This window comes from Sulfurimonas limnophila (assembly GCF_059705345.1).
This window is the reverse complement of record NZ_AP046127.1, coordinates 1,202,388-1,218,681: the sequence shown is the minus strand read 5'-3', so window position 1 is coordinate 1,218,681 and position 16,294 is coordinate 1,202,388. Positions and strand designations below refer to the sequence as shown.

Here is a 16,294-nt window from a genome sequence, read left to right as displayed (position 1 = left end):
ACACACTACCTCGCTAGATTATAAAATACGTTATATCTGATAACAATCATCTCTGTAGGTCTTGGATATCTGCTGTATGCAAATTCAATTGTTTCTTGAGTAGTTGAGTCAAGTATATGATAACCGCTATTTTGTAAAAATCTAAAGTCGCTCATATCGCCGTTTGGATGAAGATGAAATTCAACTATATTTACTCTATTTACATTCATATCATGTCGTAAATTTACTTGTGCTACTCTATTTAAAACCTCTTGAGTTATCCTTCGCATAATCTCTTGATTATCTATAAGGTACTTCTGCTGTCCCTCTGTAAATTTTGAAAACTCATCTCCATAAAGTTCTTTTAAATCAGAGTTACCAACACTGCTTCCAGATGTTTTTTTTGTTTTTTTCTCTTTACTCTCTTGAGCTGATTTATCCTCATGCATCCATGCAAGAGGGTCGTTGCTTTGCTCTTTTTTTTCATCTTCTTGTTTCACAATCGGAATATATGGCTTAGTAGAAGGCAGAGGCTCTATTTTTGGTTTAGGGGTCTCTTTTGGTGTGCTTTGAGATTTATTTAATTGTGGAGTGCTTTTTGTCTGAGATATTTTCTTTTCATCATATATTATTGGCTCTTTTTTTTGAGGCTTTGTTATCTCTTTTAGTTGTTTTCCCTTTGGCATTGGTTGAGCAATATCTGGAGTTTTATCTACACTCTTTTTCATACCATCATTATCTTTTTGTACTTTTTTTTCTATCTCTTTGAGTGAGAGTTTTATTTTATTCTCTTTTGGTTTTTCTACCTTTTTTATATCAGGCGTCATAGTTCCAAGTAGCCAAAAAAGAAGCATCAATAAAGTATGTACTAAAATAGCAACAAATAGGGAGAAATATGAACGATTCAAGCAGTTCCATTTAGATATAAAATTTTGGGCAATTATAACTAATGTAGATTAATAGTACTTCGATATAATTACAAAAAAAATAGAGGGTCATTTTATGAGCATAGATAATTCATTAAAAGCTTTTAAAGAAGCACAAAACTTAATCCCAGGAGGCGTAAACTCTCCTGTAAGAGCATTTAAAAGTGTAGGTGGAACACCACTGTTTATAGCAGAGGGAAGCGGTGCGTATTTAACAGATATAGATGGAAACAGATATGTTGATTTTGTTCAAAGCTGGGGACCGCTTCTTTTTGGTCATAGAGATGAGACTATTGAGAGTGCTGTTATAGAAGCTGTAAAACACGGACTTAGTTTTGGTGCTCCAACACAGGCTGAGAGTGATTTGGCTGCTCTTGTTATCTCTATGTTTGACTCAATTGAGAAGATTAGATTTGTGAGCAGTGGGACAGAGGCTGTTATGAGCGCTATCCGCCTTGCTCGTGGATATACAAATCGTGATGATATTGTAAAGTTTACAGGTTGTTATCATGGTCATAGTGACTCACTATTGGTTCAAGCTGGAAGCGGAGCGGCTACATTTGGAAACCCAAGCTCTCCAGGAGTTCCAGCTGATTTTACAAAACATACACTCTTAGCTGAGTATAACAATATAGAGAGCGTTAAGAAGTGCTTTGCTGATTCTAAAAATATAGCATGTGTAATTATAGAACCAATAGCTGGAAATATGGGGCTTGTTCCTGCTGATAAAGAGTTCTTGTATGAGTTAAGAAAGCTTTGCGATGCAAATGGAACTTTACTTGTTTTTGATGAAGTAATGAGTGGATTTAGAGCAACGCTAAACGGTGCAGAGTCTATCACTGGAGTAAAACCTGACATAGTTACCCTTGGAAAGGTAATCGGTGGCGGAATGCCAGTTGGTGCATTTGGTGCAAGAGCCGAGATTATGGCAAAACTCTCACCAGATGGTCCAGTTTATCAAGCTGGAACGCTAAGTGGAAACCCTGTTGCTATGGCAGCAGGTCTTGCGGCTATTAGAAAACTCAAACAAAATGGACAAATTATCTCTGTTTTAAACTCTCGCGCTACAAGACTTGTAGAGGGTATGCAACAAGAGGCAAAAGCTTGTGGTATAACTATGCAGATAGACACAAGAGGAAGTATGTTTGGCTTTTTCTTCAATGATAAGCCAGTAAAAAACTTCGCAGATGCGTGCAACTCTGATGAGAAACTATTTGCCTTATTTCACTCTAAGATGCTCAAAGAGGGCTTTTACTTCGCATGTTCACTTTATGAGACAGGTTTTATCTCAACTGCTGTTACCGATGAGATGATTGAAGATACTATTAAAGCTAGTGCTAGAGTATTTAAAGAGATTACAAATGGCTGAAAAAGAAGAAAAAGCTCCTAGAATAAAACCGATTATTGAGGCGGCTGATAGCCTCTCTTTAGGTATTTCTATGGTTGTGGCTGTTCTGATGGGTGTTGGAATAGGCTTGATACTAAAAAATATGACTGGTCACTTTTGGACACTTTGGATAGGTGTCTTCATAGGTATAGCAGCCGCAGTACTTAATGTCTACAAAGCTTACTCAAAACAGTATAAAGCTTACGAAGAGTTAGCAAAAGAGCCACGATATGCGATTAAAAAAAAGCTTAGCGATGATGAGGATGACGAAGAGGATTATGGTGAAAAAAACCATTAAATATCTTTTAGCTCTTGAGTTTTTAATTTTAACAACAACTCTGCTATCTTTTACTCTTTTTATAAATATTCAGATTGCTGCACTAAGCAGTTTCTTGGTTATAGCTGGTTCTTCTTACGCCTATAAAAAGATGATTAAAGCGCAGATTGAATTAGAAAATATAGATGAAAAAAGAGATTTTTTAGATGAAGTGGAAGACCCATACGAGTTATATGATGAAACTCCTATAAATGAGGCTCCAGTAGAAGAACTCGACTTAAAGGCTATCGTACAAGAGGAGAAAAAGAGGATAAAAATCTTAAACCTAAAAGATATTAAAAAAGGTTCAAGAGCTTCTGTTTCTCTCTTTAGACTAGCTCCATATTTATTTTTGATTTTGGGGTTTATAGCGCTTAAAAACAATGAATTATTAGATATAAAAATCTATCTTCCAGCACTCTTTATTGGCATAATGGCAGGTTATTTTATATCAAGAGATTTAAACGTTAAGATAAAATCATAGGAATATTTATAGTTATTTTCTTTTGAATATCAATATAAAAATTGCTATTTGAAATTAAGACCTTTAGTTCACTTAATCTCTCTTCATCTAGCTCTTTAGCGCTTATTTCTACTGAAAAGATAGAGTATTTTTTTTCTTCAAATTTTATATGCTCACCAACTCTATAAAATACTTTTGTTGTAATTTTTTTACTATTTTCATAGCAAGAGTAAATCTTATTTAAAACTTTAATAAAGCTATTTGAGTCAATAATAACCTCAGGAATAGTTGGATCAAAATCCTTTTCAAAAACTATTTTTGAGTTTATCGAATAAGTCAAAATACATAAATCAACAAGCGCATAGATATTTGTTGCTTCACCAACAGGTTTAGGTTTATTAATTTTAAAAGATGGTGCTTGATATAGTTTTATGCCAATTGTTTCATCATTTTCATATCCAACAGTAATAGCAAAAAACTTGTAACGTCCAAAATCTAACTCTAAAAAAGTCGTTTTAAACCCAAATGATATGTTGGCGTGTGTAGTTGCAAGAGTAAATATCTCTTCTGTGCATGTGTAGCCTAGTAAAAACTGTGCTTCTGCATTAAGAGATAGTATTTTTCCAGCCGCACTAAAGAGTATGAAGGGGTTATAATCATACTCTATCCATTGCTGTTCAAACGTCATGTTTAATCCATTACTCTTCTATGTAGTTTTTAAGTTTTCTTCCAACTTTAGGGTGCTTTAGTTTTTTGATTGCGCTTGACTCGATTTGGCGCACTCTCTCACGAGTGACATTTAACTCTTTTCCAATCTCTTCAAGTGTTCTATCTGACTCATCATCCATAATTCCAAAGCGAAGTTTGATAACTGCTTTTTCTCTCTCATTTAGCTGTTCTAAAACATTCTCGATTTGAACTCTTAAATCATCTTTTAGTATTGCATCAGATGGAGAAATTGATGTTTTATCTTCTATGAAGTCACCAAAACGCCCATCATCTTCGCTTCCAATAGGTGCTTCTAGACTTATAGGCTCTTTTGTAATTTTAATTACGTTTTTAACCTTCTCAACAGATAAACCAACTTCTAGTGCGATTACTTCAACATCTGGCTCTTTGCCGTGTTCTTGAAGGTGTTTACGCATAATTTTATTGATACGATTTATAGTTTCAATCATATGAATTGGAATACGAATAGTTCTTGCTTGGTCTGCAATTGCACGGCTGATTGCTTGACGAATCCACCAAGTAGCATAAGTTGAGAACTTATAACCTTTTTGGTATTCAAACTTATCAACAGCCTTCATAAGCCCTATATTTCCCTCTTGAATAAGGTCAAGGAAAGGCAATCCACGATTTGTGTATCTTTTTGCAATAGATACAACAAGTCTAAGGTTTGACTTTGCCATTTTAGTTTTAGAGATTTCAGAGATATTTTTTCCACGTTTAATTTGCTCTAAAATATCTGCTAACTTTTCTGGTTCCATATCAAAGCTGTTTTTTGAAGCCTCTTTTGTTTGAACTAGTTTTTTGATCTCCATATAAGTGCTGACCATAGTTGCTTCTGGCACCATAGCTGATATGTCTTCTTTTGTTAAATCACAAATTTTTTCAACTAAAACTTTATGGTTTGCTTTTAGAGTTGCATTGAAAAGTGGCAGTTTGTATTCTAATCTCTTTAGCTCTTTATCGTAGCCTTCATCACTCTTTAGGGCTGTTTCCATCGCTTTTACAAGTTCATTTATCAGCTTTGAAGTAGGTCCAAGGTCTAATAGTTTCTCTTTTAGAACACCTTTTTTATAAGTAACACTCAAATAGTGCATTACAAGATCGGCAGTGAGTTCACTATCTGTGCTTTCAGCTAACTTCTCAGCAAGTTTTACCCACTCTTTTTTTGCTTTTTCTAAAGCTTTGAAGCTTATAGTTACTTTTTCAACTCTACTTTTATCTTTAGCTGTTAATGTCTTTTCAACAACTTCTTCATCATCATTATCATCTGTATCGTCATCACTCTCATCGCTATCGTCGCCGTCATCTTTTTCATCTTCAAAGCTTTTAAAAAGCTCTTTAACTCTTCTTTCTCTGTTTATCAGAGGTTCTCGATAATCAAGAATAAAATCTATTAAATATGGAACAGAACAGATTGCATCGATAATAATACTCTCCCCGCCCTCTATTTTTTTACTTATCTCTATCTCTTCTTCTTTTGTTAAAAGCGGAATTTGACCCATTTCACGAAGGTACATACGAACAGGAGAATCAGATCTTGACCACTCTAGGAGCTCATGCTCTTTTAGTATGTCAAAACTATCTGTTTCGTTGTTTTCAATCATCTTTCTTTGAGCACTTTTTCTTGCTTCTGCTTCTTTATCATTAAGCAGTTTTGCGTGTTCTGATGATGTGTATATACAAGCTTTATGTTTTTGTATTAGTTTATGGATGCTTGCAGCTTGTGCGGCTGTTGGTTGTTTGTCAAAAAGTTCTATAAGTGATTCATAAGTAGAACACTCTTTTGGTTTTTGATTGGCAAAGAATGCTTCAATAGCTTTGTTGAGTTCTTTTGCTGTCATGTGGAAGTACACCTTGTTGGTCTATTAAGATTTTTTAAAGGTGGATTATACCGAGATATACTTAAATAGCACTTGTTTAAAATTTGGAACAATCTTTGCTATTACCTAAAAAATATTTGTTAAAAGGTACCTTATGCAAAGCGGATATTACAGCTCAGCAGCTGGGATGGTTACACAGTTTAATAGACTTGATACTATTGCAAATAATCTTGCCAATGTAAATACAGCAGGATTCAAAGAAGATAATCTTATTGTTGGTGACTTTATGCGTCTTTATAAAGAAGCCAGAGATGAGCTTCCAAATGCAAATCACACAAAAGAAGCAGCACAGTTCTTAAATAGAGCAATGAATAAAGCACCACAAGTTGTTGATGCATATACAGACTTCTCTTTGGGAACGATGCAAAAGAGCGATAACCCGCTAGATATGGCTCTATCTAAAGAGGGAATGTTTTTTTTAGTAAAAACTCCAGAGGGTATTCGCCTCACAAGAGATGGAACTTTTACAAAGAATGATGAAGGCAAGTTAATCACAAAACAAGGGTATGAAGTTTTGCCAAGTGATTATTTTATTTCAAATCAACCTATTGTTTTTAATGAGGGCGATAGTGCGATAGAGATAGATAAAAATGGACAAATTCTTACAAATATTCCAAATTCTATGAACCTTAATCAGGTTAATAGACTCTTTATTGCACAGCCAGACAATATCAATCTTCTAAAAAAAGAGGGTGATGGTCTTTATAGATATGATGGTGCAGGTGGCACAGAAGGGCTTGTGAGTCTTGATGGAAGTGAAGCAGTTTTACAGGGATTTGTCGAGAAGAGTAATGTAAATGCTGTAAAAATGATGACGCAACTGATAGAGACAAATCGTTTAGTTGGAATGTATCAAAAAGCAATGGATACACAGATGAATGATATGAACCGCGATGCAATTGAAAAACTTGCTAAAAAATCTTAAGGAGAATAGACCATGATGCAATCACTTTACACTGCTTCTACTGGAATGATAGGAATGCAGACACAAATCAACACAACAGCAAATAATATTGCCAACGTAAATACTATTGGATTTAAAAAATCTCGTGCAGAGTTCGCCGATCTTATGTATAAAGTAATGGAATACGCAGGAACATCAACAAGTGATGTTACTAAAAGCCCAACTGGTATAGAGGTTGGTCTTGGTGTTCGTCCAACTGCAATTAACAAAATATTTTCAGAGGGAAGCCTAAAGCAGACAGATAATCAACTTGATGTTGCTGTAACTGGAAATGGCTTTTTTAAACTTGAACTTCCAGATGGCAGTGAAGTTTACTCAAGAAATGGTGCATTTAAAGTTGATGAAAATGGCTCTATTGTAAACAGTGACGGCTATAGAATGGTTCCAGAAGTGGTTGTTCCGCCTGATGCAACAAACGTAAGTATCGGTACAGATGGAACTGTAAGTGTTGTTCAAGCAGGACAAGCACAAGCAACTCAGATAGGCCAAATTACACTTACAAACTTTATAAATCCAGCAGGTCTTCACTCAATGGGAGATAATCTTTATATCGAGACTGACAGCTCGGGCCAACCAGTTGAAGGGACTCCTGGTCTTGATGGTCTTGGTGTTTTAAGACAAGGTTTTGTTGAGCTAAGTAACGTTGAACTTGTTGTTGAGTTAACAGACCTAATTACTGGACAACGTGCTTATGATTCTAATTCAAAAGTAATTACAACAAGTGATGAAATGCTTCAAACAACCAATAATCTAAAAAGATAACAACTCTCTAATAGCGGCATAATACCATTTAATATGATGTCGCTTTTTTATTTTTTACTCTCTGCAAAACCTCTCTTTTTATAAAACTCAAACAACATTTTAGTTATAATCGCGAAAATTATTTAAAAATAGAAGTTAGGATTTAAAATGCAAAAAGCAAATATTGATGGAAAAGTTTGGAGATTTGGAAAAGATATCGATACAGATTTAATTATAGCAGCTCGCTATTTAAACACTTCGGTTCCAGAAGAACTTGCAAAGCATGTTATGGAAGATGCAGACCCTGAATTCGTTAAAAAGATGAAAAGCGGAGATGTTATAGTCGCTGGTGAGAATTTTGGTTGTGGAAGTTCTCGTGAACATGCTCCAATAGCACTAAAAGCTGCTGGTGTTGCCGCAGTAATCGCACCTACATTTGCAAGAATTTTTTATCGTAATGCTTTTAATATGGGACTTCCTATTTTTGAGTTAGAAGAGAGTGCAGAGATAGCTGAAGGTGATGAGATAAGTGTTGATATGAATAATGGAACAGTTACAAATAAAACATCTTCAAAAGTGTATAAATTTATCCCGATTCCAGACTTTATGCAAGAGTTGATTGATGCTGGTGGACTTATGAACTTTGCTCAAAATGAAATTAAAGGTAAATAGTTATGAAAACATACAAAATCGCACTTATTAAAGGTGATGGAATTGGTCCTGAGATTATAGATGAAGCAGTAAAAGTTTTGGATGCTGTTGCGTCATGTTGTGATTTGGAGTTCTCTTACGAAGAGGCTTTAATGGGTGGATGTGCTTATGATATAACAGGTGATCCGCTTCCTCAAGAGACAATTAACATTTCGCTAAACAGTGATGCTGTACTTTTTGGTGCGATTGGTGGATCAAAATGGGACAATCTACCACGCGAGAAGAGACCTGAGAGCGGACTGCTAAGATTTCGTAAAGAGCTTGGTGTTTATGCAAACCTTCGCCCTGCAAATGTTTTTGACGAACTTATAAATGCTTCATCACTTAAACCTGAAGTTATAAAGGGTGTAGATTTAATGGTTGTTCGTGAGCTTATTGGTGGTATTTACTTTGGAGAGCCAAAAGGTAGAGATGAGAACAAAGGTTGGAATACCATGGTTTATACTCGCGAAGAGATTGTAAGAATAGCCCATCAAGCCTTTAAGATAGCAATGAACAGAAGTAAAAGAGTATGTTCAATCGATAAAGCAAATGTTTTAGATGTTTCACAACTCTGGAGAGAAGTTGTTATTGAGGTTTCAAAAGAGTACCCTGAAGTTGAGCTTACTCATATGTATGTTGACAATGCTGCTATGCAACTTATCCGCGACCCAAGACAGTTTGATGTAATGCTAACTGGAAATATTTTCGGTGACATTTTAAGTGATGAGGCAAGTATGCTCTCTGGCTCTATCGGACTTCTTCCATCAGCGTCTGTTGGTGCTAAAATAGGTGTTTATGAGCCGATTCATGGCTCTGCGCCAGATATAGCAGGGCAAGGAGTAGCAAACCCAATTGCTACTATATTGTCAGCGTCAATGATGCTCCGCTATGCCTTGGATGAACATAAAGCTGCAGATAAAATAGATGCTGCTGTAAAGAGAGCTCTAAAAGAGGGATACAGAACAAAAGATTTGGCACAGTATGATGCTAAAGAGGTATGTTCAACTAGTGAAATGGGTTCGATTATCGCTAATTATGCGGCAAAATGAAAACACTCACTCTAGCAAATATTTATGAACTTCAAGGGCTCAAAGAAGAAGCTCTTGAAATTTACAAAGAGATTTTGAAAAAAGACTCCTCAAATAGTGATGCAAAGATTGCCATACGAAGACTCTCTGGTATGAGAAAAAAGTTTTTAAACGTAAATACTCAGATGAAAGATTACTTTGTAAAAATGGAAGAGGATGTGGAGTTTAATGAATTTGAAAGGTGGTTATTAAAACTATGGAACTAAAAGATGTAATTCTCTCAACTTTAGCCGAGTTAGAAGATATGAAACCAGATGTTGACAACCAGATAGCTGAAAATAAGTTCAAACTAAAAATCAAAGAAGAAGTAAAGATAGATATGGAACCTGAAGTTGAGCAAGTTCTCAGTAATGAAATGATGTTTTTGACATCGATGCGAGAGAGATTGCTTGTGCTTTTTGAAGGATTTCAAGCACCAAATAACACAAACATAGAAGCTAAAGTAGATATGACACTTAACTTTTTAGAGTATGTTTTAGTGACGATTGATTCAAGAGTGGAAGAGCTAGAGAGAGGAAAGCGTAGATGAGCCAATATAGAGTACTTATAGATGCAAATGATGAAAAAGGTTTGGTACATAAAGTATCAACTGTTTTTTATAAAAATGATTTCAATATCCTCTCAAATAGCGAATTTGTTGATAGTGAAAATAATAAATTTTTTATGAGAAGTGTTGTTGAGGGAGATATGGCTCTTAATGAGCTTTACCAATCAATAAGTGAAGTAATGCCTAAGAGTGCAAATATAGACGTAATTGCACCAAAAAATAAAAATATAGTAATCATGGCTACAAAAGAGATGCATGCGCTCGGAGATATTTTAGTACGACATGAAGCGGGTGAGCTTGAGGCAAATATCCTATGCGTAATATCAAACTACGCAGAGTTGGGCTCATTTGTAGAGAAGTTTAATGTCCCTTTTATTGAAATTTCGCACGTAGGATTGGATAGAGAAGAGCATGAAGAAAAAATTATAGATTTTTTAGCAAAGTTTGATGATATTGACTATATTGTTTTAGCAAAATATATGAGGATTTTAACGCCAAAATTTATAGAGATATATGAAAATAGAATTATAAATATACACCACTCATTTTTACCAGCATTTATAGGTGCAAACCCTTATAAACAGGCTTATGAGAGAGGAGTTAAGATTATAGGAGCTACATCACATTTTGTAAATAATAATCTTGATGAAGGTCCAATTATTGCTCAAGAAGTTATACATGTAAATCATGCAAATAGCTGGAGAGATATGCAACGTATGGGTAAAGATGTTGAAAAAGTTGTACTCTCGCGTGCTTTAAGATTGGCACTTGAAGATAGAATTTTTGTTTATGCAAATAAAACTGTAATCTTCTAGATGATAATATGCGCGCTAAAGCTACAAAACAAGCAAATGCGGTTTTCGCGTAGCAAAAATGTTTCTTTAGAAAAACAAAGTTTTTGAGAGGTTATTAATGATTGCAAAATTTAATTTAGTTTTAGTAAATCCTCAAATTCCAAATAATACTGGTGCAATAGGTCGGCTTTGTGTAAACGCAGGGGCAGCTTTGCATATCATAAAACCGATAGCTTTTGATATGGATGAAAAAGCTGTGCGTCGCGCAGGGCTTGATTATTGGCATAAGCTTGATTTACATGTTTGGGAGAGTCTTGAAGAATTTTTCCAAAACAACAACATAACAGCTAATGCTCATTTTGCAACTACAAAAACTGATAAACCATATTTTGATGCAAAGTTTAATGATGGTGACTATATATTTTTTGGAAGTGAAACAGCTGGAATTCCTGCAGAGATACTAACCAAATACAAAGAGCTAAATATCACTATTCCAATGACAAACGAGGGTAGAAGCCTTAACTTAGCCATAAGTACGGGCATAATTTTGTATGAAGCCATAAGACAAAATTACACTACCTTTTTGGAGGATGTATGAGTACATTTATCGATATAGCTATGTCAATTCTCTTTGTACTTTTTATGATTTTTATCTTTGGCGGATATCATAAAAATAAATCAGCCCAGCGAGAAGCACAAAGAGAGGCTGATGAGCAAAAAGAGAAGGATACAAAAGATACTGTTTTAAAATAGTATCTTTGCCCATTGCTCTAATTTATCCTCAAATTTATCAAATAAGTTTTTTGCGTTATCTACTACAACTTTCATTTTAAATCCTTTGATTTTATTGTTTAATTTGTCAAATAGTACACATTATTTAAAATAATGATAAAAAGTATTGCATTTTGTCATATTTATTTTGACTAAATTTCAAAAAACTACTATAATCTTTCATATATAAGCGATTAATTGGGGGTTTGGATGAAAAGTTTTCTTGATATTGTTGAAGAGATAAAAAGTATAGTCTCAAATGAATATAACGGCAAAAAGATATACGACAAAGATGTAGCTGATATACTTGGAGTTTCGCAGATGAATTTTGCGACAATGAAAAAAAGAGACAAAATACCATTTAGTGAGCTTTTGGATTTTTGTGCACTAAAATCTATATCTATAAACTGGCTTCTTTATGGGCAGTCTCCTGAGAGTTTAGTTGAGGCCACAAACAAATTTTTTATGATTAAATATTTTAGCAATGTAAGTGCTTCTGCTGGAGGTGGAGCTGAAGGTGAAGATGAAGAGAATGAGATGATAAAAATTCCTCCAGAGTTTGTGGCGATATTAGGCGGAGAGAGAGAACTTAGAAATATAGAGGCAGTAAATGTATCTGGGGATTCTATGGAGCCGACTTTTAGTTATAACGACATTGTTTTTATAAATAGAGCTAAAGTAGATCTTCAAAGAGGTGGAATTTTTACTATCAGAACTGAAGCTGGACTATTTATAAAGAGAGTTCAAAAGAGAATAGATGGAAAAATAGATGTAATTTCAGACAATCCAATCTACTCAACACAAACATTAAATCTTGGTGAGATAGAGGTTATAGGGCGAGTAGTAAGCAGATTTGGAAACGTTGATTAGGAGTGTTATGTGAGATATTTTTTTATAGTTTTTATTCTATTTTTATTTGCTGGGTGCTCACAACATGTCAGTAAGCCCGATATTAAAAAAAGTGTTCCAAAATCATTGGATATATATGATTTAGCAAATATTCCGCAAGATGCAGACTATTTTTCTAAGTTTATAGAGAACAATGTTTCTATTTACGATATTCAAAAGAAATATAACTCGAGATACTTTAGTGTTTGGAACATTGATAAACCAAGAGAGAGTATAGAGTCAATAGTATGGCCTTTTATCGCATTTACTCCATCAAGAAGTTATGGTGAAAACTTACAGTTACATAAACAAAGTTTTTTTGATGAGATGATTCAAAGTGCAAATTTCCAAGAGTATGCAACATTAAATAAAAAAGGTGTAACTTTAAACGAGGTTGATTTAAGGGCTTTTCCGACTATCAGACCACTGCTAAGAGACCCATCTATGGCAGGAGAGGGTTTCCCTTTTGATTATCTTCAAAATAGTACTGTTCATGCAAACAGCCCAATTTTTATCTCACACTATTCAGAAGATAGAGCGTGGGCTTATGTATTTAGTAGTTTTGCATCAGGTTGGATTAGGGCCAGTGAGTTTGTTATCTTAGAAGATGATGATAGAGAGTTTTGGCAAAAATCAGAACAAATTTATATAGTAAAAGAGGGCGCTGCCATCTATGACGCGAATGGAGATTTTCTCTACAAGTCAAAAATAGGAATGAGCTTTGCCATAATATCAGAAGATGAAACAAGCTACAAGGCATTAACTGTTGCATCACGTATAGGCACAAGAGCGATATATTCTAGCTCAACAATACCAAAAGAGATAGCAACAAAAGAGATTCTGAACTTAAGTGCAGAGAACTTGTCAGAGATTACAAAAGAGGTTTCAAAAACAAACTATGGATGGGGTGGAATGTATGAGCAAAGAGATTGCTCTTCCATGCTTAGAGATATGTTTACTCCTTTTGGTATATGGCTGCCTAGAAATTCATATCAGCAAAGCAAGGTAGGAAAGATTATCTCTTTAAAAGATATGAGCGAGGAAAAGAAGATAATAACTATAAAAGAGAAAGCTATCCCATTTCAGACATTGCTCTATAAAAAAGGGCATATTGTCCTTTACGTAGGAACGTACAATGATGATATAGTTGTTTTTCACAACACATGGGGTATAAAAACAAAGAAAGATGGTGTTGAGGGTAGATTGATTATTGGTCGTGCAATTTTTAGTACACTAAAGCTTGGGGAAGAGCAAAAAGATTATGATAAGAGCTCAGAGCTTTTAAAAAATATGACAAGTATGAATATTATTACAGAGTAACTATTAATATATTACACTTAAAATAAGCTCTAAGAATAATAATTATAAAAAATATATAGTATAATTTGAACTAAAAAATGGAGTTTAAATGAAAAAAATTATTTTAATATTCTTGCTATTGTTTATTGTTGTTGAGGCAAAATACCTTGATAGCGAATCTTGTAAAGAGTGCCATGAAAATATATACAATCAACATACTAAATCAATGCATCATAAAGCATCATTATTTAGCGATGAAGTGCATAGAAAAGTACAAGAGTTATCAGATGATAAAAAATACTCATGCGCACTCTGTCATATGCCAGCAGCAAAAAATTTATCTGCAATTATTCGCGGAACAGAGAACCCAAAAGCAGAGGAGATAAGCAATAGCGATGGAGTTTCTTGTTCTTTTTGTCATCAAATCAGTAAGATTCATTATGGAAAGTCATACAATATAAATTTTTCAAGCACTGCCTTTGATGATAAACCTACCATGTTTGGAAATTTAGATAATCCAGATTCAAGCAATAAACATAATTCTCAAAGTAGTGATATATATAAAAACAGTGAAGTATGTATGGGATGTCACTCTCACAAAGAGAATAGTAATGGATTTGAAGTCTGCAACTCTAAAGATCAGCATGACTCAAGAAGCGATTGTATAGGGTGTCATATGCCAAAAGCTACAGGAGGAAATGAAAACTTTAACAAAAAGGGTAGAAGTGAGTATACAACACATAATTTCCTAGGTATCCGTTCAGATGAGATGGTTAAAAAAAGTGTTAAATTAGGCTTATCTTATAAAAATGAAAATATAGAGTTAAGTATAGAAAACAAGATGGGACATGCCATAATTACGCATCCAATGCGACTAAAATTTGTAAAAACAGTTGTGCTAAGAGATGGCAAAACTATCTGGAGTAATTTTAGCCAAAGCCCAAAAGAGGACAAAGAAGCAACCTTTATAATAGTTTTTAAAGATAGTGAAGAAAAACAGGCAATGCCTCATAATGCAGTTGGTTACGAATTAAATCAAAATCTAAAAGCTATGAGTTCAAAAATAGTTCTCTACAGCGTACCAAGCCTTCAAAAAGGTGATATTATAAAATCAACGTGGGTAAGTTATGTTGTAAATCCAAATATAGCAAAAAAATTAGAACTTACATCTGATGAAATAACAAAACAGTATATTGGAGATGAAGTTTCTATCGTGATTAAGTAGTTGCAAGGAGTGAGAGCAAATCTCTCGCTCCTAGAGTGTTTTTAGGCTTTAATATCTAAAAGTGAGCCAAACATCTCATCTTGTGTCTTAATTGCAGTTACATTTACAGACGTGGCGTCTTGAGCGACTATTTGATTGGTTATTTCATTAGCTAAATCTGTCTGACTTCTGCTTGAGCCGTTATTATCTGCTTTTGAGTCTTCTGCTCTGACATAATTATCACCGCCAGAAATTCTACTGTTTGTAGGAGTAAACCCATCTGTATTTACATTTGCAACATTATTTGCACTGTTATTTAACATACTCTGATGCGCTTGAATTGATGAAATATTATTTGATATATTCATATTGCAACCTTCCTCTTAAGATAAAATACTAATGTAAATCGGCATTTAACTTTACTTCTCTAGTGCTTCTTTGAACAACGTATTGTCCATTTAGAGAGTTTTGTCTAAAATGGATACCATTTAGTCCTGCAAGTTCCCAGCCCTTCATGTAGTTATCAAATTTTGTATTTGGATTTACTTCTTTGAGTTCACTTATCTCTTCATCGTTTATATGAAACTTTGTTCCAGCAAAAACTGCTAAGCCACCATCAATAATACAACCATCGCCTAGCGGGATCCCACATGTAGAGTTTGCACCAAGAAGTGTATTTTTACCGATAGTTATAGGATTTCCATCCGTTCCGCTAAGAACACCAAGTATAGAAGCTCCTCCACCAACGTCACTTCCAGCACCAACAACAGCAGAGCTTGAAATTCTTCCTTCAACCATTACAGCGCCTGTTGTTCCAGCGTTAAAGTTCACGTAAGAAGCACCTGGCATTACAGTAGTTCCAGCCGCTAATTGTGCACCAAATCTTACTTTTGATGTATCTAGTATACGAGTGTTATCGGCAGGAATAATGTGTTGAAGAAATCTTGGAAATTTATCAACAAAGTCAATATGCGGGTACTCATTTGCAAGTTTTAATTCTATTTCAAACTCACGAAGATAATCTAACTCTATTGGCTTTCCATTTGACCATGCAACATTTGGAAGTGCTCCAAAAGCGCCATTGAGATTTATACTTCTAATTTCTACTTTTGCTTGAGAGAGGGCATAAAGTTTTAAGTATGCTGCCTCAACGCTCTTTAGTGGCTCATCAGCAAAGATAAATGTTACTCTAAACTCACCATCTTTTGAACCGTTTGTAGCTATCTGATTGTAAAGTGCAGAAACAACTTGTATATTTTTATGAGCATCTCCGTAAGCTTCATCTGAATAAGGAGAAAAAGCATTTAGAGCGCTCTTTAAAAAAGTACTGTTAATATTGCAAACTACTTCACTTTGGCTAAAATCTATCTCAACACCTTGTTCTTCAAGTGCTTTAATAAATATAGCTGCGCTGCCAAAATTTTCATTCCAGTTAATTACTGGGTATGTTGCCTGAAGTGTTTTTTCAAGATTCAGTTGCCCCATATCTACTCTACATATACCAAAAGCCAAAGGCTCTCTATAATTCTTGATTGATGTTTTAATGTCTTGAATAAGTTCTTTAAAAGCTTCCGTAGTTTGAATAATTTCCATAAATTCTCTCTTAAGTGATTTGTGGCAATTAT

At 34.5% G+C, this 16,294-nt stretch carries 20 protein-coding genes; 15 read left to right on the top strand and 5 right to left on the bottom strand.

What is annotated here, in order from left to right; genetic code table 11:
- Positions 1-5: 5 nt before the first annotated feature.
- Entirely contained in the window at positions 6-887 is an 882-nt protein-coding gene (locus AC6H33_RS06225; RefSeq protein WP_497604019.1) for an energy transducer TonB family protein, read from the bottom strand.
- Between the two features lie 94 nt (positions 888-981).
- Here AC6H33_RS06225 and hemL point away from each other — a divergent pair, with 94 nt between their 5' ends.
- Genes hemL through AC6H33_RS06210 form a run of 3 tightly spaced genes read left to right on the top strand, consistent with a single transcriptional unit; the run spans position 982 to position 3,092 of the window.
- Positions 982-2,274 (top strand): glutamate-1-semialdehyde 2,1-aminomutase, encoded by a 1,293-nt coding sequence (gene hemL / locus AC6H33_RS06220; RefSeq protein WP_497604018.1) that lies wholly within the window; start codon positions 982-984, stop codon positions 2,272-2,274.
- Positions 2,267-2,590: an AtpZ/AtpI family protein gene (locus AC6H33_RS06215; protein WP_497604017.1), complete on the top strand. Its 324-nt coding sequence runs from the start codon at positions 2,267-2,269 to the stop codon at positions 2,588-2,590. The genes hemL and AC6H33_RS06215 overlap by 8 nt, the downstream gene beginning before the upstream one ends.
- Positions 2,574-3,092 (top strand): hypothetical protein, encoded by a 519-nt coding sequence (locus tag AC6H33_RS06210; protein WP_497604016.1) that lies wholly within the window; start codon positions 2,574-2,576, stop codon positions 3,090-3,092. Before AC6H33_RS06215 ends, AC6H33_RS06210 begins: the two co-directional genes overlap by 17 nt.
- On the opposite strand, the gene AC6H33_RS06205 is transcribed toward AC6H33_RS06210, so the two are convergent.
- Together AC6H33_RS06205 and rpoD are read right to left on the bottom strand one after the other, a co-directional pair.
- Positions 3,076-3,759 (bottom strand): hypothetical protein, encoded by a 684-nt coding sequence (locus AC6H33_RS06205; RefSeq protein WP_497604015.1) that lies wholly within the window; start codon positions 3,757-3,759, stop codon positions 3,076-3,078. The genes AC6H33_RS06210 and AC6H33_RS06205 overlap by 17 nt on opposite strands.
- A 10-nt stretch (positions 3,760-3,769) precedes the next feature.
- Positions 3,770-5,641, bottom strand: a complete 1,872-nt coding sequence (gene rpoD / locus AC6H33_RS06200) for an RNA polymerase sigma factor RpoD (RefSeq protein ID WP_497604014.1) — start codon at positions 5,639-5,641, stop codon at positions 3,770-3,772.
- Positions 5,642-5,774: 133 nt separating this feature from the next.
- Between rpoD and AC6H33_RS06195 the strand changes: the two genes are divergently transcribed.
- From AC6H33_RS06195 to AC6H33_RS06140, 12 genes are all read left to right on the top strand, one after another.
- Positions 5,775-6,605 (top strand): flagellar hook-basal body protein, encoded by an 831-nt coding sequence (locus AC6H33_RS06195; protein ID WP_497604013.1) that lies wholly within the window; start codon positions 5,775-5,777, stop codon positions 6,603-6,605.
- 12 nt (positions 6,606-6,617) lie between these two features.
- Positions 6,618-7,406 (top strand): flagellar basal-body rod protein FlgG, encoded by a 789-nt coding sequence (gene flgG, locus AC6H33_RS06190; protein WP_497604012.1) that lies wholly within the window; start codon positions 6,618-6,620, stop codon positions 7,404-7,406.
- A gap of 147 nt (positions 7,407-7,553) precedes the next feature.
- Positions 7,554-8,057: a 3-isopropylmalate dehydratase small subunit gene (locus tag AC6H33_RS06185; RefSeq protein ID WP_497604011.1), complete on the top strand. Its 504-nt coding sequence runs from the start codon at positions 7,554-7,556 to the stop codon at positions 8,055-8,057.
- A gap of 2 nt (positions 8,058-8,059) precedes the next feature.
- Complete coding sequence (gene leuB, locus AC6H33_RS06180) at positions 8,060-9,127, top strand: 3-isopropylmalate dehydrogenase (RefSeq protein ID WP_497604010.1); 1,068 nt, start codon at positions 8,060-8,062, stop codon at positions 9,125-9,127.
- Positions 9,124-9,372 carry a hypothetical protein gene (locus AC6H33_RS06175; RefSeq protein WP_497604009.1) on the top strand — a complete coding sequence of 83 codons (249 nt, stop codon included), beginning with the start codon at positions 9,124-9,126 and terminating at the stop codon, positions 9,370-9,372. Before leuB ends, AC6H33_RS06175 begins: the two co-directional genes overlap by 4 nt.
- Positions 9,363-9,695, top strand: coding sequence for a CiaD-like domain-containing protein (locus tag AC6H33_RS06170; protein ID WP_497604008.1), 333 nt, complete (start codon positions 9,363-9,365; stop codon positions 9,693-9,695). Before AC6H33_RS06175 ends, AC6H33_RS06170 begins: the two co-directional genes overlap by 10 nt.
- Complete coding sequence (purU, locus tag AC6H33_RS06165; protein ID WP_497604007.1) at positions 9,692-10,528, top strand: formyltetrahydrofolate deformylase; 837 nt, start codon at positions 9,692-9,694, stop codon at positions 10,526-10,528. Before AC6H33_RS06170 ends, purU begins: the two co-directional genes overlap by 4 nt.
- Positions 10,529-10,625: 97 nt before the next feature.
- Complete coding sequence (locus AC6H33_RS06160; RefSeq protein WP_497604006.1) at positions 10,626-11,105, top strand: tRNA (cytidine(34)-2'-O)-methyltransferase; 480 nt, start codon at positions 10,626-10,628, stop codon at positions 11,103-11,105.
- Entirely contained in the window at positions 11,102-11,260 is a 159-nt protein-coding gene (locus tag AC6H33_RS06155) for a hypothetical protein (protein ID WP_497604005.1), read from the top strand. Before AC6H33_RS06160 ends, AC6H33_RS06155 begins: the two co-directional genes overlap by 4 nt.
- Positions 11,261-11,488: 228 nt before the next feature.
- Entirely contained in the window at positions 11,489-12,148 is a 660-nt protein-coding gene (locus tag AC6H33_RS06150) for a LexA family transcriptional regulator (protein ID WP_497604004.1), read from the top strand.
- Between the two features lie 9 nt (positions 12,149-12,157).
- On the top strand, positions 12,158-13,486 hold the full coding sequence (locus AC6H33_RS06145; RefSeq protein WP_497604003.1) for an NlpC/P60 family N-terminal domain-containing protein: 1,329 nt from the start codon (positions 12,158-12,160) through the stop codon (positions 13,484-13,486).
- Between the two features lie 88 nt (positions 13,487-13,574).
- Positions 13,575-14,690, top strand: coding sequence for a multiheme c-type cytochrome (locus AC6H33_RS06140; protein WP_497604002.1), 1,116 nt, complete (start codon positions 13,575-13,577; stop codon positions 14,688-14,690).
- A gap of 41 nt (positions 14,691-14,731) precedes the next feature.
- On the opposite strand, the gene AC6H33_RS06135 is transcribed toward AC6H33_RS06140, so the two are convergent.
- Positions 14,732-15,037: a flagellar basal body rod C-terminal domain-containing protein gene (locus AC6H33_RS06135; protein WP_497604001.1), complete on the bottom strand. Its 306-nt coding sequence runs from the start codon at positions 15,035-15,037 to the stop codon at positions 14,732-14,734.
- A gap of 28 nt (positions 15,038-15,065) precedes the next feature.
- Entirely contained in the window at positions 15,066-16,262 is a 1,197-nt protein-coding gene (locus AC6H33_RS06130) for a tetrahydrodipicolinate N-succinyltransferase N-terminal domain-containing protein (RefSeq protein WP_497604000.1), read from the bottom strand.
- Between the last annotated feature and the right edge of the window lie 32 nt (positions 16,263-16,294).